Genomic DNA, 24,738 nt, shown 5'->3' with positions numbered 1-24,738 from the left:
GTCTGCTCGTAGGCCGCTTCAGCCCGCCGGCCACCCGGAGCGTCGTCCGGCTGCGCCGCCGCCCCCCAGGTTTGGGCCTGCTGGCCCGGGGGGACTGATCGGGGTGAGCTCGAGCGGCGACGCCTCCCTTGGCGAGCCGGCCTTTCGGGGTGCTCGTCGGGGTAGTGGCTACTGTTACTCACTCGTCCTCGCATCGTCGTCGGGTTGCCCGGCAGGCTCTGCGCCGCCTCGGGTGGTTCCTGGGGTGTCGTCGGGCGGCCCGTTCCCGAGGACGAACGAGACCGTCAAGTGATTCCAAGAACAACTTTGGCAGACCTCGACGACGTACACCCGGAACTCGTCGTAATCATGAGCCATCTCGGCCAGCTCCGCCGCGACCTTTGCCCGACCGGCATGGCGGCCTAGCGAGTCCCCGTAGACATAGGTCACTTCGGTGACGTTCTCCCTCTCGCATACCGGGCAGGGGCGTTCGGTCGGTTCCCCGAAATGCCGCGCCGCGCGCAGGAGGTAGGGCTGTGCATCGCAGATCTCCCCGCGCGAAGCGCGCCCGGAGTGGAGCGAGCGGACCACCGCTCGCTTGGCCAGGGCGTAGTCCACCACCCTCCTCTGCGACCACATGGGCGCCACATTACGTCTTTTTACCGAATGTCCCCAACCTCTTGGCGAAGACCTTAAGTGGCGCGATATAGCAACTCGACGTATCCTGGGGATGTATCGACTCGATACATCGGCGCGAGAGGAGGCGGTTCCCATGGCCAGCGACCAGCGCAGAGTCCTGGAACTCGCCGTACTCGGGTCGCTGCACGAGACTCCCCTGCACGGCTACGAGCTGCGCAAGCGGCTCAACGCCCTTCTCGGTATGTTTCGGGCGTTCTCCTACGGCTCCCTCTATCCCTGCCTCAAGACCCTGCTCGAGCGGGGCCTGATCGTGGAGGAGCATCCCGCGACGGTCACCGGGCGATCGAAGATCGTCTACAAGCTGACCGCCGAGGGCAAGGAGCGCCTGCAGGAACTGCTGACCCAGGCCGGTCCCGCGGCCTGGGAGGACGAGAGCTTCGGCGTGCACTTCGCCTTCTTCCGGCACACCGAGCAAGAGGTACGGCTGCGCATCCTCGAAGGCAGGCGCAGCCGGCTGGAGGAACGGCTGGAAAACGTGCGGGCCGCGCTGGCACGCACCAGGGAACGCCTCGACAGCTACACGTTGGAGCTGCAGCGTCACGGTCTGGAATCGGTCGAACGCGAAGTGCGTTGGCTGAATGAGTTGATCGCAACAGAGAGACGGGCCTCCGCTGAAGAGGCATCAGAGCAATAAGGAGCGAGTGCGATGGGTTCGGTTCGCGTAGCCATTGTCGGTGTCGGCAACTGCGCGTCATCACTGGTCCAGGGCGTCCACTACTACAAGGACGCCGACCCGGCGACCCGCGTGCCGGGCCTGATGCACGTGAAGTTCGGCGAGTACCACGTCGGTGACGTCGAGTTCGTGGCCGCTTTCGACGTGGACGCCAAGAAGGTCGGTCGTGACCTGTCGGAGGCGATCGTCGCCAGCGAGAACAACACGATCAAGATCACGGATGTGCCGCCGTCGGGCGTCATCGTCCAGCGAGGCCACACCTTCGACGGTCTGGGCGAGTTCTACCGCGAGATCATCGACGAGTCGGACGAGGCCCCGGTCGACGTCGTCCAGATCCTCAAGGACACCCAGGCCGACGTCCTGGTCTCCTACCTCCCCGTGGGTTCGGAGGAGGCCGACCGCTTCTACGCGCAGTGCGCGATCGACGCCAAGGTCGCCTTCGTCAACGCCCTGCCGGTGTTCATCGCCTCCGACCCCGAGTGGGCCGAGAAGTTCACCGAGGCCGGGGTGCCGATCGTCGGTGACGACATCAAGTCCCAGGTCGGCGCGACCATCACGCACCGCGTCCTGGCCAAGCTCTTCGAGGACCGCGGGGTCGAGCTGCTGCGCACGTACCAGCTCAACTTCGGCGGCAACATGGACTTCATGAACATGCTGGAGCGCAAGCGGCTCCAGTCCAAGAAGATCTCCAAGACGCAGTCGGTCACCTCGCAGATCCCGCACGAGATGAGCAAGGCCGACGTGCACATCGGCCCGTCGGACCACGTGCCGTGGCTCGACGACCGCAAGTGGGCCTACATCCGCCTGGAGGGCCGTTCCTTCGGCGACACCCCGCTCAACCTGGAGTACAAGCTCGAGGTGTGGGACTCCCCCAACTCGGCCGGCATCATCATCGACGCCGTCCGCGCGGCCAAGATCGCCAAGGACCGCGGCATCGGCGGCCCGATCCTGAGCGCCTCCTCCTACTTCATGAAGTCGCCGCCGGAGCAGTACTCCGACGAAGAGGCCCGTGAGTACGTGGAGAAGTTCATCCGCGGCGAAGTCGAGCGCTGATCCCTCTGCCCGGCCCCCGTCCGTCCCACCCCGGGGCGCGCGGGGGCCGCGCCGTTTTATCAGCGGGCCGCGGGTTCTCAGCGGGCCGCGGGCGGCAGTTCGTCGGGCGAGGCCACGTGCCAGCCGAACGGGTCGGCGCCGAGCGCGTCGAGCTGCGGGACCTGCTCGTAACACCACGGCGAGATGGCCAGCAGCCCGCTGCGCACGCCCTCGGTGAACTCCTTCCACGGCATCCACCGCACCTCCCCCACCTCGTCCGGATTGGGCGTGATGGGGGCGTCGGTGACGACGCGGAACACCGGGCACAGCTCGTGCTCGACGACGCCGTTCGGCATCACCGCCCGGTAGGAGAAGGTGGGCAGGACCAGGTCGGCGTGGGCGGCGTAGAGGCCCAGCTCGTCGGAGAGCCGGCGCAGCACCGCCTGCTCGGGGCGCTCGCCGGGCAGGGGATGGCCGCAGCAGCTGTTGGTCCAGATGCCGGGCCAGGTGATCTTGTGTCCGGCGCGGCGGGTGAGCAGCACGCGGCCGGCCGAGTCGAAGACGTAGCTGGAGAAGGCGAGGTGCAGGGGGGTGTCGGGGCCGTGCACCGAGGATTTGGGCGCAGTGCCGACGGCATTGCCGTCGGCGTCGACGAGTACGACGTGTTCCTCTATCGTCACGCTACGAAAGCGTACGTGATCATGAGGGGTAAGGATGACCGTTCGCTGAGATCCTCTGGATAGGCTGACGGTGTGTCTTTTGTTGCCGATCTCCGCGTGGTCCTTCGCGGCCGGGGCTTCAGGCGGTTGTTCGGCACCCGGCTGGTCTCCCAGTTCTCCGACGGCATCTTCCAGTTCAGCGTGCTGGGGTTCGCCTTCTTCAATCCGGAGAAGCACACCAGCGCCATGGACGTGGCGCTCGGGTTCGCCGTGCTGCTCCTGCCGTACAGCGTGCTGGGGCCGTTCGTCGGCGTCTTCATCGACCGGTGGTCGCGCCGGCAGATCCTGGTCGTCGCGCCACTCGTGCGCGGCGGGCTGCTGCTGCTGACCGCGGTCCTGCTGCTGGCCGGGATCCCCGACGGGATCTTCTACGGCCTCGCGCTGTGCGTCCTCGGGGTCAACCGCTTCTTCCTGGCCGCCCTGAGCGCGGCGCTGCCGCACGTGGTGCCGCACGACCGGCTCATGGCCGCCAACGCGGTCACCCCGACCTCCGGCACGGTCGTCACCTTCTTCGGCGTGGGCGTCGGCTTCGTCATGCGCGAGGCCCACGCGCACATCGGGCTCATGATGGCGGTCTCCGGCCTGGTCTTCGGGCTGAGCGCGCTGGTGGCCGTGTCGATGCCGCGCGACCTGCTCGGCCCCGACCACGACCCCGAGCGGCCGCAGGCGCGTGAGGCCGTGCGCAACGTGGCCAAGGGGCTGGCCGCGGGGGCCAAGCACCTGGTGCACCGGCCGCTGGCCGCGGCGACGATGGGCGCGATGGCGCTGCACCGCTTCATGTTCGGCATGGCCAGCGCGCTCGGCATCATCCTCTACCGCTACTACTTCACCGGCGGCGACGCCGACACCGCGCTGCGCGGGATGAGCCTGGTGCTGGTCACCTCCGGCATCGGCTTCGCGCTCGCGGTCGTGGTCACCCCGCTGGCCACCGCGCGGTTCACCCTGGAGCGCTGGGTGCCGTGGATGCTGGGCGGCATGGCGGTCGCGGTGGCCGTGCTGGTGACGCCGTTCCAGGAGTGGGGGTTGCCGGTCGCCGGGTTCTTCCTCGGGATCGCCGGCCAGAGCGTGAAGATCTGCGCCGACACCGCGGTGCAGCGCGACGTCGAGGACGCCTACCTGGGCCGCGCCTTCTCGATCTACGACATGCTCTTCAACGGCATGTACGTGCTGGCCGCGGCCCTCTCGGCGGTGATCCTGCCGGCGAACGGCAAGTCCTACCTGGCCGTGGCCATCATCGTGGTGGGGTACCTGCTCGGGGCGGTGGGCTACCGGGCCGTCGCCCGCCGGCAACCCGCCCCGTCAGTCCGCTGAGCCGACGCCGTTCTCCTTGGCCCAGGTGCGCAGCGCCTCGGTGGCCGCCTCGGTGCCGATGACACCCTGGTCGAGCCGCAGGTCGAGCAGGAACTTGTAGGCCTGGCCCACCACCGGCCCGGGGCCGACGCCGAGCACCCGCTGGATCTCGTTGCCGTCGAGCTCCGGCCGCATCTTGGCCAGCTCCTCCTCCTCGGCCAGCCGCGCGATGCGCTCCTCGAGCTGGTCGTAGGTACGGCTCAGCGCCTGGGCCTTGCGCTTGTTGCGGGTGGTGCAGTCGGCCCTGGTCAGCTTGTGCAGGCGGGTGAGCAGGTGGTCGGCGTCGCGCACGTAGCGGCGCACGGCGCTGTCGGTCCACTCGCCCGTGCCGTACCCGTGGAAGCGCAGGTGCAGCTCGACCAGGCGGGCGACGTCGGCGACGACCTCCTTGGGGAAGCGCAGCTCCTGCATCCGGCGCCGGGTGAGCTGGGCGCCGACCACCTCGTGGTGGTGGAAGGAGACCCGGCCGCCCGGCTCGTTGCGCCGGGTCTTGGGCTTGCCCACGTCGTGCATGAGCGCGGCCCAGCGCAGGATCCGGTCGGGGCCGTCCTCCTCCTGGGCGATGGCCTGCTCCAGCACGATCAGGGTGTGCTCGTAGACGTCCTTGTGCCGGTGGTGCTCGTCGATCTCCAGGCGCAGCTTGGGCAGCTCGGGCAGCACGTGCGCGGCCAGGCCGGTCTCGACCAGCAGGAGCAGGCCCTCGCGCGGGTGCGCGCCGGTGATCAGCTTGTCGAGCTCGTCGCGGATGCGCTCGGCGGAGACGATCTCGATGCGCTCGGCCATCTCGGTCATCGCGGCCACGGCCTCGGGGGCGACGGTGAAGCCGAGCTGGGAGGCGAAGCGGGCGGCGCGCAGCATGCGCAGCGGGTCGTCGTCGAAGGACTGCTCGGGGGTGCCGGGCGTGCGCAGCACCTGGGCGGCCAGGTCGGAGATGCCGCCGTAGGGGTCGACGAACTCGTGGCCGGGCACGCGCACGGCCATCGCGTTGACCGCGAAGTCGCGCCGCCGCAGGTCGGCTTCGAGGGTGTCGCCGTACATCACCTCGGGCTTGCGGGACTTGGGATCGTAGGACTCGCTGCGGTAGGTGGTGATCTCCAGCAGCCAGCCGCCCTTGCGCACGCCGACGGTGCCGAAGTCGATGCCGATCGTCCAGACGGAGTCGGCCCAGTCACGCACGATCTCCAGCACGCGCTCGGGGCGGGCGTCGGTGGTGAAGTCGAGGTCGTTGCCGATCCGGCCGAGCAGGATGTCGCGGACGGAGCCGCCGACCAGCGCGAGCTCGTGCCCGCGGGCGGCGAACAGCTCGCCTAGCTCGTCGGCGACCGGCGCGATCTTGTGGAACCGGTCGTTGATCTGGGTCAGGTTCGAGTCGGACAAGCTGGGTAGGTCCTTCGATTCCGGAACATATCCCCCGAGCCACATCGGGTCCGGGTTACCGTCGGTGGGGAAAGGAGCGCATATGAAGGACGCCCTCGCGATCCACCGCTGGCTCCTCGCACACCTCGTCCCCCATGAGATCGTACGCCTTCCCCGGCCCATGACGTGCGTGGACGAACTGCCTGAGTCAGTGCTCGCACCGCCCTCCCGGTGCGTGTCGGTCACGGTCTTCGAACTGGCCACGCGCCAGGGCAGGGAGGCCGTGGCGGTGGTCTCGACGGTGGCCGATCCGCCCAGGCCAGGCGTGCTGGCCGGACTGCTGGGCGCCCGGCGGGTACGCGTCGCCCCGGCGTTCGTGGTCAACCGCCTCACCGACTACGCCGACGGCCTGGTCGCCCCGCTCCTGCTGCCGCCCGATCTGCCCGTTCTGCTCGACGACCGGCTGCCCACCTGCGACGACCCGGTCTACACCGCGACCGGCGAGCGCTGCACCGCGCTGGCGATCGGCGGGCTGGACCTGCGGTCCGCCCTGTCCGGCCGGTCGGTCGACCTGAGGCCGAGAGGATCACGTGAGGCGGTCGCACTTCGGCATTGAGCCCGTACCATTGCGGGCGTGCGCCGTACATCTGCCCGGGCAGCCGCGTGACCCGTAAGCTCACGCTGCTCGCCGTCCTGTCCGCCGCGTTGCTCGCCCCCTTCGTCGCGACGCCGGCTGGTACGGCTGCCGCCGAAACGGCCCAGCAGGCACAGCAGGCCCGGCAGGAGACCCGGCTGGCGATCAGGTCGATCACCCCGGACGTGCCGCGGACGCCGACCACCGAGATCAAGATCAGCGGCTCGATCACCAACCGCGGCGAGGCCGCCCTGCAGCGGGTCCGCATCGGCCTGCGCACCTCCAGCCAGCGCTTCACCAGCCGCGCCGAGCTGGAGGTCTACCAGACCGGCCAGGCCATCGGCCGCGACGTGAGCTGGGGCGTCGGCTCGACCGAGCTGCAGGCCCCGCTGGAGCCCGGCGCCAGCGCCACCTTCGAGCTGATCGTCACGCCCGCGCAGCTCCAGTTCGGCCAGTTCGGCGTCTACCCGCTCTCCGTCGAGGCGAGCGACCTCTACACCGGGCAGCCGGTCGACACCTGGCGCAGCTTCCTCACCTACGCGCCCACCGGCCCGGCGGCGCCCAAGCTCAACAAGACCAAGCTCGCCTTCGCGCTGCCGATCATCGACGAGCCGCACCGCACCGACACCACGACCTTCCTCGACAACGACCTGGCCGCCGGGCTGGAGGAGAAGGGCCAGCTCACCCGGCTGCTGCAGCTCGCGCAGAGCGCGCCCAAGAACGTCACCTGGTTCGTCGAGCCGTCGCTGCTCGACGACCTGGCCACGATGTCGGCGGCGCACCAGGTCCGGATCAAGGGCAAGGTCGAGGACCGCCCGGCCGACGCGCGCGCCGACGCCTGGCTCAAGGGCCTGCGCACCGCGCTCGCCGGGGTGCCGGTGGTGGCCGTGCCGTACGCCGACCCGGACGTCGTCGCCCTGGCGCACCAGGGGCTCGACCGGCAGACCGGCGGCGCGATCGAGAAGGCCGCCGCGGTCGTCAAGAGCCGGCTGGAGCGCGGCGACGTCTCCACCGCCGCCAACTGGCCGGCGGGCGGGCTGATCGACGCCGACGCCCTCGACGTGCTGGCCATCTCCAAGGTCGACACCGTGCTGCTGAGCCCGGAGAACCTCCCGGCCCGCCAGCAGCTCGCCGCCACGCCCGCCGCAGCCGCGCCGCTCGACACCGTGGCCGGCGTGGTCACCGCGCTCGTGCCCGACCAGATGCTGAGCCGTACGCTGGAGCAGTCGGGGGTGCAGAGCCGCCAGCGGTTCGTGGCCGAGACGGCGCTGATCGCCGCCGAGCCGGCCGCCACCTCCGTCGTGGTCGCGCCCCAGCGCCGCTGGGACCCCAACCCCCAGCACGTCACCGCGCTGCTCAAGACCGCCGCGACGCTGCCCTGGGTGAGCGTCTCGCCGCTCGGCTCGATCAAGCCCGCCAAGGGCACCCCGCCGCGGGCCGACCTCAACTACACCGACGACAACCGCGCCGCCGAGCTCGACCAGGAGTACCTCGCCAGGGTCAAGAAGGTCGCCGACGAGGCGCGGCTGACCGCCGAGATCTCCCCCGGCCTGCCGCAGTCCGGCTTCGAGGAGGCCATCCTGCGGCTGACCTCGGCCGGATGGCGCAAGCGCCTCAAGGCCGCCGAGTCGGCCCGCAAGAGCGTGCACAGCCGGGTCAAGACTCGCCACGATCTCGTCACCGTGCCGGGCACCGGCACCGACCAGTCCAAGACGCTCGCGGGCACCGACGGCCTGGTGCCGATCAGCGTGACCAACGGCCGCAAGGAGAACATCACCGTCCTGGTCTCGGTCACCTCGGGCAGCAAGGACCTCGTGATCGAGGACTACGAGCCCAAGCTGACCATCGACGCCAACCAGAGCGGCACCATCCCGGTGCCGATGCGGGTCAAGACCAGCGGTGACGCCACGGTGAGCGTCCAGCTCCTGACCAAGGACGGCGTGCCGTACGGCGAGCCGTCGAAGCTGGTCATCAGGACCACGGGCTACACGGGTGTGGCGCTGGTCATCGTCGGCGGCGCGCTGGCCGTGATGCTGGCGGCGGTCGTCATGCGGGTGCTGCGGCGCCGGTCGGAGAAGCGGGTGGCGCGCAGCGCGCAGGCCAGGGAGGCCGAGGTCGTATGAGCCGGATGTTGCGAGCCAGCGCGATCATGGCCGCGGGCACGATGGTGTCGCGGGCCACGGGCTTCGTGCGCACGATGGTGCTGGCCGCGGCGATCGGCACGGCCGCGCTGGGCGACGCCTACAACGCCGCCTACGCCATCCCGTACGCCATCCTCGACCTGCTGCTGCTCGGCGTGCTGAGCAGCGTGGTCGTCCCGATGATCGTCAAGGCGCACCGCGAGGACGCCGACGGCGGGCGGGCCTACGAGCAGCGCCTGCTCACGCTCACCACGCTCGCGCTGATCGTCGTCGCCGTGCTGGCGGTCTGGGCGGCGCCGCTGCTGATCGACCTCTACACCGACTGGCGGCCGGGCGAGCCGAAGTTCGAGTGGGCGGTGACGCTGGCCCGCTTCATCCTGCCGCAGCTCGCCTTCTTCGGCGTGGGCGCGGTGGCCGGGGCGATCCTCAACACCCGCGACCGCTTCGCCGCCCCGATGTGGGCGCCGGTGCTCAACAACGTCGTGGTCATCGGCGTCTTCGTGGCCTACTGGGTGCTCGGCTACGGCGACACCCGGCCCTCCGGCACCGCGCTCGCGCTGCTCGGCATCGGCACCACCGCGGGCATCGTCGCGCAGGCGGTCGTGCTGATCGTGGCGCTGAAGCGGGTCGGCTTCTCCTTCCGGCCGCGGCTCGGGCTGCGCGGCGCGCGGCTGGGCGAGATGGCCGGGGCGGGCGTCTGGACGATCGGGTACGTGATCGTCACGCAGCTCGGCTTCGTCCTGATCACCAACCTGTCCAGCGCCGCCGGTGACGTGGTGGCCGGGCACGGCATCACCCCCTACACCCTGGCCTTCCAGCTCTTCCAGCTCCCCTACGGGGTGATCGGCGTCTCGGTGATCACCGCGATGCTGCCGCGGATGAGCCGCTCGGTCGGCGAGGGCCGCCTCGACGAGGTGCGCGCGGAGTTCGGTTCCGGGGTGCGGCTGATCGCCTCGGTGATGGTGCCGGTGTCGCTGCTGCTGATGGTGCTGGGCCCGGCGATCACCGTGCCGCTCTACGCCCGCGGCGCCACCTCGGTGGCCGACGCCACCTACATCGGCCAGGTGCTCCAGGTGTACGGCATGGCCCTCGTGCCGTTCGCGATCTTCCAGATGCTGCTGCGCGTCTTCTACGCCTTCGGCGACACCCGCACGCCGGTCTACGTCGGCACCGGCACGACCGCGGTGATGGCGGCGCTGATGGTGCTGTTCAACAGCCTCGTCCCGCCCGCCTACCTGGTCATGGCCCTGGCCTTCGCCTACGCCGTCGCCTACGCGGTCGGCGCGGTGATCGCCTGGACGCTCGCCTCGCGGCGGGTGGGCGGCCTGGGCGGCTGGACGATCGGCTCGGCGCTGACCAAGATGTACGTGGCGGCGTTGCCGACCGCGTTGCTCGCCCTGGGCGCGGTCTGGGCGTCCCAGCGCTTCTTCGGCTCGCTGACCGTGCTGACCTCGCTGATCATCCTGGCGGTCGGCGGCGGGCTGGGCGGCGCGCTCTATCTGATGATCGCGCACAGAATGCGCATCCCGGAGGTCAACTCGATCGTTGGAATGGTGGCTGGCCGGGTAGGCCGGTAAAGAACGCGGCGCGGCACTACCATGGTGCCGGACACGCGGCGAACGGAAGCAGGAGGGGCGTGGGCGGATTCATCCGGCCAATCACACCTGCGGAGCAGGTGGTGGAGTCATGAGCATCTCGGTTCAGCCGGGCACGAGACTATCCGAACGATTCCGGCTGGAAGATCGCGTCACCGAGTCCGACGGCGCGACGCTGTGGAAAGCCATCGACGAGATCCTCGCACGCCCGGTCGCCGTCCTCACTTTCGCCCCCGACTTCGAACGGGCCCATGACGTCGTCATCGCCGCCCGCGCCGCCTCCCGCCTCACCGATCCCCGACTGACCCAGGTCTTCGACGCCGCCGAGGACGAGGACCACTCCTACGTGGTCAGCGAGTGGGTCTCCGGCGAGTCGCTCGCCGACCTGCTCGCCGCCGGTCCGCTCGACCCCGAGCGCGCGGCCGGGCTGGTCGCCGAGGCGGCCGAGGCCCTGGCCCACGCGCACGAGAAGGGCCTCCACCACCTCTGCCTGCGTCCCAGCCACCTGGTCTGGACGACCGGCAACACCGTCAAGGTGCTCGGCGTCGGGGTCGACGCCACGCTGGCCGGGCTGACCACCGACGATCCGGCCCTCGACGACGCCGAAGGGCTCGGCCGCCTGCTCTACGCCGGGCTGACCGGGCACTGGCCGGGCGACGAGGACGAGGGCGGCCTGCCGGCCGCCCCGATGATCGACGGCCACTTCTGCTCGCCCCGCCAGGTGACCGCGGGCGTGCCCGGCTACCTCGACTCGGTCACCTGCCGGGCCGCGCTGCCCGAGTCTCGCCGCGGCCAGAGCGCGCTGAGCAGCCCGGCCGAGGTCGCCGAGGCGCTGTCCGACGTCGCGCGGCCGCTGCCCGCGCCCATGGCCTTCGACACCCCGCCGCCCTCCGTCTCCCGTTCCGAGGGCCTCAAGGAGGAGCCCACCCTCGCCCCGGTACGGCACGCCGCGCCGCCCCCGCGCCCGAGCACGCTCAACCGGGTGCTGATGACGCTCGTCGTCCTCCTGGTGATCGCCGCGGTCGGCTTCGGCGCCTGGACGGTCGGCCGCAGCCTCGGCACCCCCACCAACCCGTCGGCCGAGTCGGCCCGGCCCGAGGAACGCAGCGTCAAGCCGGCGGTCCAGGCGCAGGTGATCAAGCCGGCCGGCGCCGACGGCTTCGACCCGCTCGGCGACGACCGGTCCGAGCATCCGGAGATGGCGGCCAACGCGATCGACGGCAAGCCCTCGACCTTCTGGCAGACCACCTACTACAACAGCGCCGAGCTGGGCCGGTTGAAGGAGGGCGTCGGGCTCCTGGTCGACCTGGGCAAGAAGACCGGCGTCGGCCAGGTCGAGGTGACCCTGGGCCAGACGCCGGGGGCCACGGTCGAGCTCCGGGTCGGTGACTCGGCCTCGCTGGAGTCGCTGAAGCCGGTGGCGACCCAGAAGAACGTCTCTGGCAAGATCACCCTGACGCCTGCGCAGTCCGCAAGCGGCCAGTACGTTTTGATCTGGTTTACCCGGCTCCCGGCGGAAGAGGGCAGGTTTCGTGGCACCATCTATGACGTAGTGGTGCATTCTCCCGGAACGGCATAAGCGACTTGTGAACTCCCCACCCGAGACACCCTCCAGCGCGGCGAGCGACGCCGCGCTGCTGACGGCGCACATCAACGGGGATCCACACGCCTTCAGCGAGATCGTCAGGAGGCACCGCGACCGCATGTGGGCGGTGGCCCTGCGCACGCTGGGCGACCCCGACGAGGCCGCCGACGCCGTCCAGGACGCGTTCGTGTCCGCCTACCGCAAGGCCGGCAGCTTCCGCGGCGAGGCCGCCGTCACCACCTGGCTGCACCGCATCGTGGTCAACGCCTGCCTCGACCGGATGCGCCGCAAGTCGGTGCGTCCCGTGGCCGACGACGAGCTCATCGAAGCCGCCGAACGCGACAGCCCGCTGCCCGACCAGACGGTCGAGCGGGAGGTCTCGATGGAGGTTTCGGCCGCACTCAAACTCCTGCCTCCGGACCAGCGGGCGGCGCTCGTTCTCGTCGACATGATGGGCTACTCCGTCGAAGACGCAGCTCAGGTGCTCGATGTGCCCAGCGGTACGGTGAAAAGCAGGTGTGCGCGGGGACGCGCGAAACTTGCCCCAATTCTTTCGCATCTGCGGAACCGATCCGACCTGAGTAGCGTCTCATCCGCGAAGGGAGCAGAACTTCGTGACGGGTGATACGCACTACGATCTGGAAATCCTGGCCGAGTTGGCCGAGGGTCTCCTGGACGCTGGTACGGCTACGCGGGTGCGTGAGCATCTCGCGGTCTGCGACCCCTGCGGGGAGCGCTTGGCCGATCTGGCGGCCGTTCGTGAGGTGCTCGCCGCGACCCCGGTGCCGGCCATGCCGGTGGGGGTCGCGAAACGCATCGAGCAGGCCCTGGCCGCCGAACGCTCCGGCGTTGGCGTGCTGGTGGAAGACGCTCCCCCGGTGGTGGAGGAGCCGGTTCGCCTAGGCGTCGTGGCCGACGACGGGACCATCGTCCCGGCCGCGCCCAGCAGGCGGCGTCGCCGTACGGCACGCAGGTGGGCCATGCCCGCCGCTGCGGTCGCGGCCGCCGCCGCGGTGATCGGGACGGTGACGGTGACCAATCTGGCCGCCACCGGCACCGGGAGCTCGCTGCTGGCCGGGCCGAGTTCGGAGGGTCCACAGGCCTCGCCGAGCATGAACGCGGCGCTGGCGTACTCGCTCACCCAGAGCGACTACAACTACAGCGCGGCCACGCTCCGGCAGCCGCTCAGCGACTTCCTCGCACCGGCGACGATCATCAACGACCCCGGCGACGTGAGCAAGTGCGCGACCGAGGTGCGCACGCGCACCAAGCGCGCGCCGTTCGCCGTCGACCGGGCCATGTACAACGGCAACGAGGCGCTGATCATGGTCTCCTGGCGGAACCAGGCGGCCAAGCAGGTCTACATCGACGTGGTCGACCCCTTCTTCTGCAAGCCGATCCGTAAGGCGACGACCGGCTCCTGGTAGCCGTCCGCCCACATCAGAGCCCGGGTTTCCCGGGCTCTTTTGTTTTGCGCTCGCTTTTGGGCAGGGGTGGGAATCTCCGACGCCTAGGATCTGTTGATGCCATCGGCTAGAGGGGATGAGACATGACCGACGTCCGTAACGTGATCATCATCGGGTCCGGACCCGCGGGTTACACCGCCGCGGTGTATTCGGCGCGCGCCGAGCTCAAGCCGCTGGTCTTCGAGGGATCGGTGACCGCGGGCGGCGCTCTGATGAACACCACCGACGTGGAGAACTTCCCCGGCTTCCCGGACGGCATCATGGGGCCCGACCTCATGGACAACCTGCGCAAGCAGGCCGAGCGGTTCGGCGCGGAGCTGGTGGCGGACGACGTGGTGGAGGTGGACCTCAACGCCTCGCCCAAGGTGGTGAAGACCCACACCGACACCTACTACGCCAAGTCGGTCATCCTGTCGATGGGCTCCGGCTACCGCGAGCTGGGTGTGCCGAACGAGAAGCGCCTGTCCGGTCACGGCGTCTCGTGGTGTGCCACCTGTGACGGCTTCTTCTTCCGCGGCAAGGACATCGTGGTCGTCGGCGGCGGCGACACCGCCATGGAGGAGGCCACCTTCCTCACCCGCTTCGCGCGCATGGTGACGGTCGTGCACCGCCGCGACTCCCTGCGCGCCTCCAAGATCATGCAGGAACGCGCCTTCGCCAACGAGAAGATCAGCTTCGTCTGGGACAGCGAGGTCGTCGACGTCCTGGGCGAGGACAAGGTCAACGCCGTGCGGCTGCGCAACGTCAAGACCGGCGAGGAGCAGGAGCTGGCCGCGGACGGCCTGTTCATCGCCATCGGTCACGACCCCCGCACCGAGCTGGTCAAGGGCCAGATCGAGCTCGACGACGAGGGTTACATCAAGGTCGACTCGCCCTCGACCCGGACGAACATCCCCGGGGTGTTCGCCGCCGGAGACGTGGTGGACCACACCTACCGCCAGGCCATCACCGCAGCGGGCACCGGCTGCTCGGCGTCACTCGACTCCGAGCGCTGGCTGGCCGAGAACGACTAGAAGGAGCACATCGTGAAGGCTGTGACCGACCAGAGCTTCGAGGCTGACGTCCTCAAGAACGACAAGCCCGTCCTCGTGGACTTCTGGGCCGAGTGGTGCGGCCCGTGCCGCCAGGTCGCGCCGATCCTGCAGGAGATCGCGAACGAGCACGGGGACAAGCTGGAGATCGTCAAGCTCAACATCGACGAGAACCCCGAGACCCCGCGTGCCTACGGTGTGCTCCAGATCCCGACCCTGAACGTCTACAAGAACGGCGAGGTCGTGAAGCAGATCATCGGCGCGAAGCCGAAGGCCATGCTGCTGCGCGAGCTCGAGGGCATCATCTAGATCGCCCGGCCGTCCCGGCCCCCTGTCCGCCGCTGCGGGCAGGGGGTTTTCCGTTTCTGGCGGTTACGGCCGGGCTTTTCTGCGGGTACGGCAGGCGAACCGATCTTGGGAGCGTTCCGGCGGCCCTGGAAGGGGTGTCAGACGGGCCGCAGCGCCCGGTCCGGGGACATCGACCCCATGGAGCCCAGCAGCCGCTCCAGCGCCACCTCAACGTCCTCCCGCCACGAGGCGGCGGTCTTGAGCTCCAGCCGCAGCCTCGGGAAGCGCATGTGCGGCCGGACCGTCTTGAACCCCACCGACAGCAGGTAGTCGGCCGGGACCAGGCAGGCGCCCGGCGCCTCCCATTTCAGGTCGCCGAACGCCTCGATCGCCTTGACCCCGCGGCGGGTCAGATCCTTGGCCACGCCCTGGATGAGCATCCGGCCCAGGCCGCCGCCGGAGAACTCCGGGATGATGTGCGCGGTCATCAGCAGGACCGCGTCGGCGCTCACCGGCGAGGTCGGGAACGCCACCGAGCGCGGGCTGTACAGCGGCGGCGCGTAGAGCACGAACCCCGCGGGCACCCCGTCGACGTAGGCGATCTTGCCGCAGCTCCCCCACTCCAGCAGGGTCGCCGACAGCCACGCCTCCTTCTCCAGGCCCGGGTCGCCGGCGTTGACCGCGCGGTCGCTGCTGACCGGGTCGAGCTCCCAGAAGACGCAGGCCCGGCACCGTCGCGGCAGGTCGCCGAGATTGTCCAGGGTGATGTTGGCCAGCCGACGCGACAACTAGCGCCCCTATCGTTGACGTGACGTCATCAGCTCGCATCGTAGCCCAGCACCAGTGGACTCAGCGGCTTCGCGTACCCTGGACTCTCGGCTCTTTCTACGCCTAGGAGGTGGACCGTGACAGAAGAGACGGATCACGGTCGGACGCCCGCGACCCACGGGTCGCGTATCGACGCCTACGTGGATCGTTACGCGGCACGAGCTACCGGGATGGTCGCCTCCGAGATCCGAGCTCTTTTCGCCGTCGCATCGAGGCCCGAGGTGGTCTCGCTGGCCGGCGGCATGCCGTACGTCACGGCCCTCCCCCTCGACATGGTCGGCGAGCTGGTGGCCGACCTGGTCACCAAGCGTGGCCCGGTGGCCCTGCAGTACGGTTCCGGCCAGGGCGATCCGCACCTTCGTGAGCAGATCTGCCAGTTCATGACGCTCGAGGGCATCGAGGCCGGGGCGGACGACGTCGTCGTCACGGTCGGCTCGCAGCAGGCGCTCGACCTGATCACCCGGATCTTCATCGATCCCGGTGACGTGGTGCTGGCCGAGGGGCCGTCCTACGTGGGCGCCCTCGGTACATTCGCCGCTTACCAGGCCAAGGTGGTGCATATCGCCATGGACGAGCAGGGCCTCGTGCCCGAGTCCCTGGCGCAGACCATCTACGCGCTCCAGACGGCCGGAGCTCGGATCAAGTTCCTGTACACCATCCCGACCTACCAGAACCCGGCGGGCGTGACGCTCAACATCGCGCGCCGGCAGCAGGTGCTCGACATCTGCCAGAAGGCCGGCGTGCTCATCGTCGAGGACAACCCCTACGGGCTGCTCGGCTTCGACGGCGAGCCCATGCGCGCCCTGCGAGCCGACAATCCCGACGGGGTGGTCTATCTCGGCTCCTTCTCCAAGACGCTCGCACCCGGCTTCCGCGTCGGCTGGGCCCTCGCGCCGCACGCCATCCGCGACAAGCTGGTGCTGGCCATGGAGTCGGCGGTGCTGTCGCACTCGTCCTTCACGCAGCTCGCGGTGGGGCAGTACCTCGCCACGCAGCCGTGGCAGGAGCAGATCAAGTCCTTCCGCGAGCTCTACCGGGAGCGCCGGGACGCGTTGCTCGGCTCCCTGGAGGCGCTCATGCCCGCCGGAGTCACCTGGACGCGGCCCGGCGGCGGGTTCTTCGTCTGGGCCACGCTGCCGGACGGGCTCGACTCCAAGGCGCTCCTGCCCCGGGCGGTCGCCGAACGGGTGGCCTTCGTGCCCGGCACCGGGTTCTACGCCGACGGGGGCGGGTCGCGGCACATGCGGCTGTCGTACTGCTTCCCCGAGCCCGACCGTATCCGCGAAGGGGTGCGGCGGCTGGCCGGGGTGATCGAGCAGGAGCTGCAGTTGCGCGACACCTTCGGCACCAGCTCGCCCCTGGACCACGCCGGGGTGGACACCCCCGGGCCGGACCTGGCCTGAGTTTTCCGGTACGGCAGGCGTCCCGCGTTTCGGGGCGCCTGCCGTACCGCTTTCCGGGGAGCTCGTCAGGCCGGCGGCCCGCGTTCCGAGGCTTTTGTCAGTTCTCGGCTCTACGGTCACGTCGATGCGACTCCCACCCCCGCCCGCCGGTACGGTTAGACGGCGTGCCGGACAGCGAGGGAGGACACTGAGATGAGCGACCTGGGCCATGTGCTCGTGCTGGCCGGCGGCCTGTCCTACGAGCGGGAGGTCTCCCTCCGTTCCGGCCGGCGGCTCAGCGAGGTGCTCCGCTCGGTCGGCATCGACGTCGAGACGCGCGACACCGACGCCGCCCTCGTGCCCTCGGTCCTGGCCGAGCGGCCCGACGCGGTGTTCGTCACCCTGCACGGCGGCGCCGGAGAGGACGGCGCGATCCGGTCGATCCTCGAACTGCTCAACGTCCCCTACGTCGGCGCCGGCCCGGACGCGTGCCGGGTCGCCTTCGACAAGCCCACCGCTAAGGCGGTCGTGCGCTCGGTGGGGCTGCGGACGCCGGACTCGGTGACGCTGCCCAAGGAGACCTTCCACGACCTTGGCGCCTCCGCCGTGCTCACCCGCATCATCGAGCACCTCGGGCTCCCGCTGTTCGTCAAGCCCGCCCGGGGCGGGTCCGCTCTCGGCGCGTCCGCGGTACGCACCGCCGAGGAGCTTCCCGCGGCGATGGTCGGCTGCTTCGCCTACGGTGACACCGCTCTCATCGAGCGGCTCGTCGAGGGCGTCGAGGTCTCCGTCTCCGTCATCGACCAGGGCGACGGCCCGGTCGCCCTGCCCCCGGTCGAGATCGTCCCCGACGCCGGGGTGTACGACTACGCGGCTCGCTACACCGCCGGGCACACCGAGTTCTTCGCCCCGGCCCGCCTCTCCCCCGAGGCGGCTGCCGCCTGTGCTGAGATGGCTGTCACCGCGCACACCGCTCTCGGCCTTCGCGACCTCTCCCGCACCGACCTCATCGTCGACTCCGCCGGGCTTCCGCACTTCCTCGAGGTGAACGTCGCTCCGGGGATGACCGAGACCTCCCTGTTCCCGATGGCCGTCGAGGCCGCCGGCCAGGACCTCGGCACGCTCTGCCGCACCCTCCTGGAGATCGCCGCCTCCCGGGCTTCCACTCCCCACCACCCCGCCTAGCTAGTCCCCGACGCTCCCCGCTTGCCCGGCCCCCCTTAACCGGTCCCCCTTACCCGGCCCCCCTTATCCGGTCCTTCAAGGGGTGGGCACGTAGCCTGGCGGGGTGCTGATCGACACACCCTTCTCGAAGAGTTTCGCCAGCGACAACCACGCCGGCGTCCACCCCGCCGTCCTAGCCGCCATAACCGCCGCCAACACCGGCGACGCACCCGCCTACGGCGGCGACCCCTGGACCGCCGACTTCGACACCCGGGTCCACGAAACCTTCGGCCCGGCCGCCGCCGGCTTCCCGGTGCTCAACGGAGCCGGCGCCAACATGGTCGGCCTGGCCCTGATGCTCGGCCGCTACGACGCGATCATCTGCGCCGCCACCGCGCACATCGCCACCCACGAAGCCGGCGCCGCCGAACGCCTGCTGGGCGTGAAGCTCCTCACCGTCCCCACCGGGGACGGCAAGCTGACCCCTGCCGACATCACCCGCCGCCTGGACGGCCTGGGCAACCCCCACGAGTCCCAGCCGAAGGTGGTCTCCATCTCCCAGGTGACCGAACTCGGCACCGTCTACTCCCCCGCCGAACTGACCGCCCTGGCCGACACCGCCCACGCCGCCGGCCTCCACCTCCACGTCGACGGAGCCCGCCTGGCGAACGCCGCAGCCTTCCTGGACGCCGACCTCCGCACGATCACCACCGACGCCGGGGTGGACGTGTTCAGCTTCGGCGGCACCAAGAACGGCGCGCTCGCCGCCGAGGCGGTCATCGTCCTCAACCCCGCCTTCCAGGAGGGCGTGCCGTTCCTCCGGCGGCAGTCACTTCAGCTCGCGTCGAAGATGCGGTTCATCTCCGCTCAGCTCACCGCGCTCCTCACCGAGGACCTCTGGCACGCGAACGCCGCCCACGCCAACTCGATGGCCCGGCGTCTGGCCGACGGCCTCACCGCCATCCCCGGCGTGAGTCTCGCCTTCCCGGTCCAGTCGAACGCGGTCTTCGCCCGCATCCCCGCTCCCGCCGTGGAGGAGCTGATGCGGCGCCACCAGTTCCACTACTGGGACCGCGAGAACGACCTCGTCCGTCTCATGACCGCCTTCGACACTGCCCCGGAGCACGTGGCCGAGTTCCTGGACGACGCCCGCCGAGCCACCAAGAGCTGACGCCGTTTCACGTGAAACACCGCCCCTGTTTCACGTGAAACGCCGCCCGGTCCGGAGGACGGGGCGGCGCTGATGGACGATGTTTCACGTGAAACGGGCGGGCGGCTAGCTCTCCGACTCCCGCATAGCCCGGACCGCGTCGGGCGCCATCGTCCCGATGATCCGCTCCAGGTCGTCGATCGTGGCGAACTCCACCACGATCCGCCCCTTCCGCCGCCCGAGATCCACCTTCACCTTGGTCTCGAAGTGGTCGGACAGTCGGGTGGCCAGATGGTTGAGCCCGGGCGCGGTCGGCTGGTTGGCACGGCGCTCCCGGGTGGCCTTCGGTGCCGCCGCGGAGCTGCCCATCGCCACGATCTCCTCGACCGCCCGCACGGACAGCAGTTCCGCGACGATCCGCTTGGCCAGCGCGATCTGCTGCTCGGCACTGTCCAGCCCGAGCAGCGCCCGCGCGTGCCCGGCGCTGATGGTCCCGGCGGCGACGCGGAGCTGGACCTCGGGCGGCAGGTTAAGCAGGCGCAATGTGTTGGTGATGTGCGAGCGAGAGCGGCCGACCTTCTGGGCGAGCTGCTCGTGCGTCGCGCTGAAGTCGTCCAGGAGCTGCTGGTAGGCCGCCGCCTCTTCCAGCGGGTTGAGCTGCTCCCGCTGCAGGTTCTCGATCAGCGCATCCCGCAACAGGTCGTCGTCCTGCGTGTTCCGCACGATCGCCGGGATCTGCTCGAGCTCGGCGAGCTGGCTGGCCCGCCAGCGCCGCTCCCCCATGATCAGCTCGTACTTGCCCCCGCCCACGGAACGCACCACGACGGGCTGCAACAGGCCGACCTCGCGGATCGACGCGGCCAGCTCCTGAAGCCGCACCTCGTCGAAGACGTCACGCGGCTGCCGGGGGTTCGGCACGATCGCGTCCAGCGCGATCTCCTTGAAGTACGCCCCGGCGATCGGCTTCGGCCCGCCGTTCTCCTGGACCTCCGCCGTGGTGGGGATCGTGCCGGTGCCGTCGACGATCGGTCCGGTGGGGATGAGCGCCCCGAGTCCCTTGCCCAACCCACGCCGCTGCTGGCTCACTGCGTCTCCTCGTTCAGCCGGCCGATTCCGGTCACATCAGGAGAGGTTACCGCCGTGCGTGCGGCTGGGTGTTCGCTCGCCACACGCGGTCGCCTCCTGGAGCCCTCTTCCTGGGTCGCTCCGGTGACCTAGACGTGCGCCGCCCGGTAGGCGATCTCGCGGGCCGCGTCCAGATAGGCGGTCGCGCCGCTGGAACCGGGGTCGTAGGTCATGACCGACTGGCCGTAGCTGGGCGCCTCGGACACGCGGACGCTCCGCGGGATGACGGTGTCGAGCACTGTGTCACCGAAGTGCGAGCGGACCTCGTCGGCCACCTGCGAGGCCAGCCGGGTGCGGCCGTCGTACATGGTGAGCAGGATCGTGGAGACCTTGAGGGTCGCGTTGAGGTGCGCCTTGATGAGGTCGATGTTGTGCAGCAGCATGCTCAGCCCCTCCAGCGCGTAGTACTCGCACTGGATCGGGATCATGACCTCGTCGGCGGCCACGAGCGAGTTGACCGTGAGCAGTCCCAGCGACGGCGGGCAGTCGATGATGATGTAGTCGAGTTCGAGGGTGTCGAAGGACGCCAGCGCGCGACGCAGCCGGGCCTCCCGCGCCACCAGCGAGACGAGCTCGATCTCGGCGCCGGCCAGGTTGATGGTCGCCGGAGCGCAGTAGAGGCCGGGCATGTCGGGAACCGGGTTGACGATCTCGGACATCGGCAGATCATCCACGAGGACCTGATAAATGTCCGGGATGTCGCCCCGGTGCTCGGTCGCCAAAGCCGTCGAGGCGTTCCCCTGGGGGTCAAGGTCGATCACCAGGACCCGCTGGCCGTGCATCGACAGCGCGGCGGCGATGTTGACCGACGTGGTGGTCTTCCCCACTCCACCCTTCTGGTTCGCCACGGCGATCACCCGGCACTTGGACGGGCGCGGCCAGGTCTCTCCCCCGGGCGCGTCGCTCTGCCCCGCCAGGGGCGCCGTCTGGGTCATGGATGTTTCACGTGAAACCACTGAGTTGAGCGCCTCTCGTACCAGCGGCGAATCACCGGGGTTAAGGGGGGTCTGGGTCACGACGGCCATCCTTTCAACAGGAGGCGGGGTCGTGCCGGGAAATCCTTGCCGCGACACGCCCAATTCCGGCCAACCTACACCGGATCGGCGTTCTACGACGGGTTCCCCGGGCCAGCCAAGACCACTCGACACGCCGGGCACAGCCGCTACCTCCTTCGCCGGCGCCGGCCGCTCTGTTGCTCGGGGGTGCGACCGGCTACCACCCGCACCAATGTTGCGGGCGGCTCGACCTTACCGTGCCCGACGGAGATGAGTTCGGCCGACGCCGCTCCTGTGGACCGCAACTCGGCCGCCGCCTCCGCCAACTCGCCCGCGGCGCGCTCCCCCTTCATGGCAATGAGCTCGCCGCCCTCCCGCAAAAGCGGCATCGACCACGTCAGGAGCCGGCCAAGCGGCGCGACCGCCCGCGCGGTGGCGACGTCGAACTCGCGCTCCCCCACGAGCTCCTCCGCGCGCCCGCGCAGCACCTCGACGTTGTCGAGTTTGAGGGTCTCGACGCACTCCTCCAGGAAGACCGTACGGCGGAGCAACGGCTCCAGCAGCGTGACGGTGATGTCCGGGCGGACGATGGCGAGGACCAGGCCGGGCAGCCCGGCGCCGGAGCCGATGTCGACCACGCGCACGTCCTGCGGGACGGCCTCCCCCACTACCGCGCAGTTCAGCAGGTGCCGGTCCCAGATGCGCGGGATCTCCCGGGGGCCGAGCAGCCCGCGGACCACCCCGGGACCGGCGAGGAACTGAGCGTAGGTCTCCGCTCGCTCCCACGACTCTCCCGTGAAGACCTCTCGCGCGATCGGCGGGGGTGCAGGCAGTTCGTCGGTCACTGGTGGCTGGCCCTTCTCATCTGCATTGTCGTCCCAAGACTAGGGGGTATCGGAGGATGCCGATTCCGGCCTCGGACCCCCTGCTTCCCGAGGCATGCGGAAGATCACCGACTGGCCTGGCGCGCCGGCAGTGGTGCGGGCGCCTGCCGTACCGCACGAAAGCGACGCGGCCGGAAAACACAACCGCCGGCGGCCCGGGGAGGGCGCCGGCGGTGGGTGGGGTGGTGGATCAGGCGGGCAGAACGACGACGTAGCGGTTGGGCTCTTCGCCCTCCGACTCGCTGCGCAGTCCGGCGGCCGCGACCGCGTCGTGCACGATCTTGCGCTCGAACGGCGTCATCGGCTCCAGCGAGCGGGGCTCGTCGTGCTTCCTGACCTCGCCGGCGACCTCGGTGCCGAGCTTGGTGAGCTCGGCCCGGCGACGCTCGCGGTACCCGGCGATGTCGAGCATGAGCCGCGACCGCTCCCCCGTCTGCCGGTGGACGGCGAGGCGGGTGAGCTCCTGGAGCGCTTCGAGGATCTCGCCGGAGCGGCCGACGAGGTCGGTGCCCTTGACGCCGACGACGGAGACGAGCGCGCGGTCGCCCTCGACGTCCATGTCGATGTCGCCGTCGATGTCGGCGATGTCCAGCAGTCCCTCGACGTAGTCCGCCGCGATCTCGCCTTCCGCCTCGAGGGCGTTGACGTCGGGGGCCGTCTTGGTGATGGTCCCCTGCTCGGCCTCGGTCACTTCAGGCCTCCCCTTCCATGATCTAGCGAGTCTAGGACTTCTTGCTGCCCGAGCGCTTGCTGCGGGTCTGCCGGCTGGGCTGGTTCCTGACCACCTTGGGCTCGGGCTCCGGCTCGGGGGCGGGCGGCGGCGCCGGCTCGCTCTTCCTGAACTTGGCCAGCAGGCCGGGCTTGGGCTGGACGGGGATGAGCCGGCCCTTGTCGTCGAACTGGGGCATCGGGTGCCGCGTGTAGTACCAGTGCTGCTGGCCGAGCGTCCACAGGTTGGTGGTGACCCAGTAGAGGATGAGGCCCAGCGGGAAGTTCAGGCTGAAGAAGGCGAACAGCGGCGAGATGTACATCAGGATCTTCTGCTGCTGCGCCATGGGGTTGTCGGGCATCTGGGCCATCGAGCGGGTGACGCTCTGCCTGACGGTGAGGAACGTGGTCAGCGAGGAGACCGCGACGAACACGCCAATGATGATCTTGCTGGTGATGTTGTCCGTCGAGAAGAAGGTCTCGGAGATGCCCGCCGAGAAGATGTGCGCCTCACGGGCGCTGGCGACGACGTTCGCCGGCATGCCGAACACGTCGGCGCGCTTCACGTCCGCGATCGCGTTCAGCACGGTGAACATCGAGATGAAGATCGGGAACTGCGCGAGGATCGGGAGGCAGCCGCCGAGCGGGTTGGCGCCCTGGCCCTGGTAGAGGGCCATGACCTCCTGGTTCATGCGCTGCTTGTCGTTCTTGTACCGCTTGCGCAGTTCCTGGACCTTGGGGGCCAGTTCCTGCATCTTCTTCGACGAGCGCATCTGCTTGAGGAAGAGCGGGAAGATCAGCAACCGCATGATCACGGTGAGCGTGACGATCGTCAGCACCCAGTTGAGACCGCTGTCCGGGTTGATGAAGGTGCTGTAAGCCTGGTGAATCCAGGTGATGACTTGGGCAATGGCCGTATAGAGCCAATTCAGCCAGCTGAACTCCACCGAGCTAGCTCCCTTGCGTTTCGTGTGATCGTGGGGGCACCGGGTCGAGGCCTCCGGGATGGAACGGGTGGCATCGCCCGATGCGCCGGACGGTCAGCCACGAACCTCGAAGTGCACCGTGTACGGCTATCGCCTCAAGTCCATACGCGCTGCACGAGGGGTAGAAGCGGCAGCGCGGACCCAGCAGGGGGCTGATGAAGGCGCGGTAGAACCTGATCGGGGCGATGAGGATCCGGGCGGCAGGCCCGGGCTCCGCGATCTGGTCCATCATCTCTGTCCATCCATCGAGCGCCGTCTGAGCACTCGGTCCAGCGCGAGGTCGAGGTCGGCGGCCAGGTCCTCGTACCGCGCGGATGCGGCCGGCGGGTTGGCGCGTACCACCAGCAGGCTACCTCGTGGAAGCCGGTCGAGTCGGTCCCGCATCAGGTGTCGAAGACGCCGTTTGACCGTGTTCCGGACCACAGCGACGCCGACGGCCTTGCTCACGACGAAACCGACCCTCGGCGCTTCTTCCCCTGATTCGGTCAGATGCACCACGAGGGCCGGGCGGCCGGCACGGCTGCCGCGCTTGACGGCGGCCGTGAACTCCGCTCCCCGCCGCATGCGGGATTCTCGGGACAGCACGATAGACACCTATCGCCCGCCGGCAGGTACTGCCGGCGGGCGATCAAGTCGGGCGTCGACGATGAGGCGTCAGGCCGACAGCTTCTCGCGACCCTTGCGGCGGCGAGCGGCGAGGACAGCTCGGCCGGCCCGGGTCCGCATACGCAGCCGGAAGCCGTGGGTCTTCGCGCGGCGACGGTTGTTCGGCTGGAAAGTACGCTTGCTCACGGGTGGGCTCCAGGGCTTAAAAGTGCGCCCTCGCCAGGTGCAAGGACGCTTGACACACATGGTTGGCCGGCCGTGGTAGCGAGGGCATGCGAAAGAGCCGTCGCGCGCAAGCCGACCGTCGTACGTTACGGGGCGATCCTGCTCCAGGTCAAACCGAGACGGGTTGTCCACGGATA

Annotated in this window: 26 protein-coding genes; 14 read left to right on the top strand and 12 right to left on the bottom strand. The window is 69.7% G+C overall.

What is annotated here, in order from left to right:
• Window positions 1-174: 174 nt before the first annotated feature.
• A complete protein-coding gene (locus ACIBG7_RS16495; protein ID WP_357918446.1) occupies window positions 175-618 on the bottom strand; it encodes a DUF5318 family protein in 444 nt (147 codons plus the stop codon).
• Window positions 619-751: 133 nt separating this feature from the next.
• On the opposite strand from ACIBG7_RS16495, the gene ACIBG7_RS16490 reads away from it, so the two are divergent.
• Together ACIBG7_RS16490 and ACIBG7_RS16485 are read left to right on the top strand one after the other, a co-directional pair.
• A complete protein-coding gene (locus tag ACIBG7_RS16490) occupies window positions 752-1,312 on the top strand; it encodes a PadR family transcriptional regulator (RefSeq protein WP_357918449.1) in 561 nt (186 codons plus the stop codon).
• A 12-nt stretch (window positions 1,313-1,324) separates the two neighbouring features.
• Window positions 1,325-2,404 (top strand): inositol-3-phosphate synthase, encoded by a 1,080-nt coding sequence (locus tag ACIBG7_RS16485; RefSeq protein WP_357918452.1) that lies wholly within the window; start codon window positions 1,325-1,327, stop codon window positions 2,402-2,404.
• A 77-nt stretch (window positions 2,405-2,481) separates the two neighbouring features.
• Here the strand turns inward: ACIBG7_RS16485 and idi are convergent, their stop codons facing one another.
• Entirely contained in the window at window positions 2,482-3,063 is a 582-nt protein-coding gene (gene idi / locus ACIBG7_RS16480; protein WP_357918455.1) for an isopentenyl-diphosphate Delta-isomerase, read from the bottom strand.
• A 72-nt stretch (window positions 3,064-3,135) separates the two neighbouring features.
• Between idi and ACIBG7_RS16475 the strand changes: the two genes are divergently transcribed.
• On the top strand, window positions 3,136-4,413 hold the full coding sequence (locus ACIBG7_RS16475; RefSeq protein WP_357918457.1) for an MFS transporter: 1,278 nt from the start codon (window positions 3,136-3,138) through the stop codon (window positions 4,411-4,413).
• Here the strand turns inward: ACIBG7_RS16475 and ACIBG7_RS16470 are convergent.
• Complete coding sequence (locus tag ACIBG7_RS16470; RefSeq protein WP_357918460.1) at window positions 4,402-5,874, bottom strand: CCA tRNA nucleotidyltransferase; 1,473 nt, start codon at window positions 5,872-5,874, stop codon at window positions 4,402-4,404. The two genes, ACIBG7_RS16475 and ACIBG7_RS16470, sit on opposite strands and share 12 nt — an antisense overlap.
• A 37-nt stretch (window positions 5,875-5,911) precedes the next feature.
• Here ACIBG7_RS16470 and ACIBG7_RS16465 point away from each other — a divergent pair, with 37 nt between their 5' ends.
• From ACIBG7_RS16465 to trxA, 8 genes are all read left to right on the top strand, one after another.
• Complete coding sequence (locus ACIBG7_RS16465) at window positions 5,912-6,424, top strand: YbaK/EbsC family protein (protein WP_357918463.1); 513 nt, start codon at window positions 5,912-5,914, stop codon at window positions 6,422-6,424.
• A 47-nt stretch (window positions 6,425-6,471) separates the two neighbouring features.
• The gene (locus ACIBG7_RS16460; protein WP_397336745.1) at window positions 6,472-8,565 is read left to right on the top strand and encodes a DUF6049 family protein; all 2,094 of its coding nucleotides are present in this window, start codon (window positions 6,472-6,474) and stop codon (window positions 8,563-8,565) included.
• Entirely contained in the window at window positions 8,562-10,160 is a 1,599-nt protein-coding gene (gene murJ, locus ACIBG7_RS16455) for a murein biosynthesis integral membrane protein MurJ (protein WP_397336744.1), read from the top strand. The genes ACIBG7_RS16460 and murJ overlap by 4 nt, the downstream gene beginning before the upstream one ends.
• 109 nt (window positions 10,161-10,269) lie before the next feature.
• Complete coding sequence (locus ACIBG7_RS16450; protein ID WP_357918471.1) at window positions 10,270-11,757, top strand: protein kinase family protein; 1,488 nt, start codon at window positions 10,270-10,272, stop codon at window positions 11,755-11,757.
• Window positions 11,758-11,764: 7 nt separating this feature from the next.
• Complete coding sequence (gene sigM, locus ACIBG7_RS16445; protein WP_357918474.1) at window positions 11,765-12,388, top strand: RNA polymerase sigma factor SigM; 624 nt, start codon at window positions 11,765-11,767, stop codon at window positions 12,386-12,388.
• Window positions 12,378-13,190: a zf-HC2 domain-containing protein gene (locus tag ACIBG7_RS16440; RefSeq protein WP_357918477.1), complete on the top strand. Its 813-nt coding sequence runs from the start codon at window positions 12,378-12,380 to the stop codon at window positions 13,188-13,190. Before sigM ends, ACIBG7_RS16440 begins: the two co-directional genes overlap by 11 nt.
• Before the next feature lie 122 nt (window positions 13,191-13,312).
• The gene (gene trxB / locus ACIBG7_RS16435) at window positions 13,313-14,242 is read left to right on the top strand and encodes a thioredoxin-disulfide reductase (RefSeq protein WP_397336743.1); all 930 of its coding nucleotides are present in this window, start codon (window positions 13,313-13,315) and stop codon (window positions 14,240-14,242) included.
• A 12-nt stretch (window positions 14,243-14,254) separates the two neighbouring features.
• On the top strand, window positions 14,255-14,569 hold the full coding sequence (gene trxA / locus ACIBG7_RS16430; protein ID WP_357918483.1) for a thioredoxin: 315 nt from the start codon (window positions 14,255-14,257) through the stop codon (window positions 14,567-14,569).
• Between the two features lie 137 nt (window positions 14,570-14,706).
• On the opposite strand, the gene ACIBG7_RS16425 is transcribed toward trxA, so the two are convergent.
• A complete protein-coding gene (locus ACIBG7_RS16425; protein WP_357918486.1) occupies window positions 14,707-15,336 on the bottom strand; it encodes a GNAT family N-acetyltransferase in 630 nt (209 codons plus the stop codon).
• Window positions 15,337-15,546: 210 nt separating this feature from the next.
• Between ACIBG7_RS16425 and ACIBG7_RS16420 the strand changes: the two genes are divergently transcribed.
• From ACIBG7_RS16420 to ACIBG7_RS16410, 3 genes are all read left to right on the top strand, one after another.
• The gene (locus ACIBG7_RS16420) at window positions 15,547-16,779 is read left to right on the top strand and encodes a PLP-dependent aminotransferase family protein (RefSeq protein WP_357920357.1); all 1,233 of its coding nucleotides are present in this window, start codon (window positions 15,547-15,549) and stop codon (window positions 16,777-16,779) included.
• A gap of 192 nt (window positions 16,780-16,971) precedes the next feature.
• The gene (locus ACIBG7_RS16415; RefSeq protein ID WP_357918489.1) at window positions 16,972-17,943 is read left to right on the top strand and encodes a D-alanine--D-alanine ligase; all 972 of its coding nucleotides are present in this window, start codon (window positions 16,972-16,974) and stop codon (window positions 17,941-17,943) included.
• A gap of 103 nt (window positions 17,944-18,046) precedes the next feature.
• Entirely contained in the window at window positions 18,047-19,093 is a 1,047-nt protein-coding gene (locus ACIBG7_RS16410) for a threonine aldolase family protein (protein ID WP_397336741.1), read from the top strand.
• A gap of 105 nt (window positions 19,094-19,198) precedes the next feature.
• On the opposite strand, the gene ACIBG7_RS16405 is transcribed toward ACIBG7_RS16410, so the two are convergent.
• From ACIBG7_RS16405 to rpmH, 8 genes are all read right to left on the bottom strand, one after another.
• Entirely contained in the window at window positions 19,199-20,158 is a 960-nt protein-coding gene (locus tag ACIBG7_RS16405) for a ParB/RepB/Spo0J family partition protein (protein ID WP_397336740.1), read from the bottom strand.
• A gap of 128 nt (window positions 20,159-20,286) precedes the next feature.
• Complete coding sequence (locus ACIBG7_RS16400; protein WP_357918496.1) at window positions 20,287-21,132, bottom strand: ParA family protein; 846 nt, start codon at window positions 21,130-21,132, stop codon at window positions 20,287-20,289.
• Window positions 21,133-21,359: 227 nt separating this feature from the next.
• On the bottom strand, window positions 21,360-22,037 hold the full coding sequence (gene rsmG, locus ACIBG7_RS16395) for a 16S rRNA (guanine(527)-N(7))-methyltransferase RsmG (protein ID WP_357918499.1): 678 nt from the start codon (window positions 22,035-22,037) through the stop codon (window positions 21,360-21,362).
• Window positions 22,038-22,266: 229 nt separating this feature from the next.
• Window positions 22,267-22,767: a R3H domain-containing nucleic acid-binding protein gene (locus tag ACIBG7_RS16390; protein WP_357918502.1), complete on the bottom strand. Its 501-nt coding sequence runs from the start codon at window positions 22,765-22,767 to the stop codon at window positions 22,267-22,269.
• A gap of 31 nt (window positions 22,768-22,798) precedes the next feature.
• Window positions 22,799-23,731 carry a membrane protein insertase YidC gene (gene yidC / locus ACIBG7_RS16385; RefSeq protein ID WP_357918505.1) on the bottom strand — a complete coding sequence of 311 codons (933 nt, stop codon included), beginning with the start codon at window positions 23,729-23,731 and terminating at the stop codon, window positions 22,799-22,801.
• A gap of 4 nt (window positions 23,732-23,735) precedes the next feature.
• On the bottom strand, window positions 23,736-23,999 hold the full coding sequence (gene yidD, locus ACIBG7_RS16380) for a membrane protein insertion efficiency factor YidD (RefSeq protein WP_357920360.1): 264 nt from the start codon (window positions 23,997-23,999) through the stop codon (window positions 23,736-23,738).
• Complete coding sequence (rnpA, locus tag ACIBG7_RS16375) at window positions 23,999-24,355, bottom strand: ribonuclease P protein component (RefSeq protein WP_357918508.1); 357 nt, start codon at window positions 24,353-24,355, stop codon at window positions 23,999-24,001. The genes yidD and rnpA overlap by 1 nt, the downstream gene beginning before the upstream one ends.
• 69 nt (window positions 24,356-24,424) lie before the next feature.
• The gene (rpmH, locus tag ACIBG7_RS16370; protein WP_090937838.1) at window positions 24,425-24,562 is read right to left on the bottom strand and encodes a 50S ribosomal protein L34; all 138 of its coding nucleotides are present in this window, start codon (window positions 24,560-24,562) and stop codon (window positions 24,425-24,427) included.
• Window positions 24,563-24,738: the final 176 nt, after the last annotated feature.

The sequence above is a fragment of the Nonomuraea sp. NPDC050328 genome (assembly GCF_044459405.1).
In the GTDB taxonomy this organism is placed as follows: Bacteria; Actinomycetota; Actinomycetes; order Streptosporangiales; family Streptosporangiaceae; genus Nonomuraea.
The sequence above is the reverse complement of the archived record's forward strand: the minus strand, read 5'-3'. Positions and strand labels throughout refer to the sequence as shown.

Bases quoted from the DNA above. Each gene is read 5' to 3' on its own strand.
- ACIBG7_RS16450 (WP_357918471.1), top strand. From the start codon at position 10,270: ATGAGCATCTCGGTTCAGCCGGGCACGAGACTATCCGAACGATTCCGG.
- ACIBG7_RS16485 (WP_357918452.1), top strand. From the start codon at position 1,325: ATGGGTTCGGTTCGCGTAGCCATTGTCGGTGTCGGCAACTGCGCGTCA.
- trxB (WP_397336743.1), top strand. From the start codon at position 13,313: ATGACCGACGTCCGTAACGTGATCATCATCGGGTCCGGACCCGCGGGT.
- ACIBG7_RS16465 (WP_357918463.1), top strand. From the start codon at position 5,912: ATGAAGGACGCCCTCGCGATCCACCGCTGGCTCCTCGCACACCTCGTC.
- murJ (WP_397336744.1), top strand. From the start codon at position 8,562: ATGAGCCGGATGTTGCGAGCCAGCGCGATCATGGCCGCGGGCACGATG.
- ACIBG7_RS16400 (WP_357918496.1), bottom strand. From the start codon at position 21,132: ATGACCCAGACGGCGCCCCTGGCGGGGCAGAGCGACGCGCCCGGGGGA.
- ACIBG7_RS16415 (WP_357918489.1), top strand. From the start codon at position 16,972: ATGAGCGACCTGGGCCATGTGCTCGTGCTGGCCGGCGGCCTGTCCTAC.
- ACIBG7_RS16490 (WP_357918449.1), top strand. From the start codon at position 752: ATGGCCAGCGACCAGCGCAGAGTCCTGGAACTCGCCGTACTCGGGTCG.
- ACIBG7_RS16470 (WP_357918460.1), bottom strand. From the start codon at position 5,874: ATGTGGCTCGGGGGATATGTTCCGGAATCGAAGGACCTACCCAGCTTG.
- ACIBG7_RS16420 (WP_357920357.1), top strand. From the start codon at position 15,547: ATGGTCGCCTCCGAGATCCGAGCTCTTTTCGCCGTCGCATCGAGGCCC.
- ACIBG7_RS16495 (WP_357918446.1), bottom strand. From the start codon at position 618: ATGTGGTCGCAGAGGAGGGTGGTGGACTACGCCCTGGCCAAGCGAGCG.
- yidD (WP_357920360.1), bottom strand. From the start codon at position 23,999: ATGGACCAGATCGCGGAGCCCGGGCCTGCCGCCCGGATCCTCATCGCC.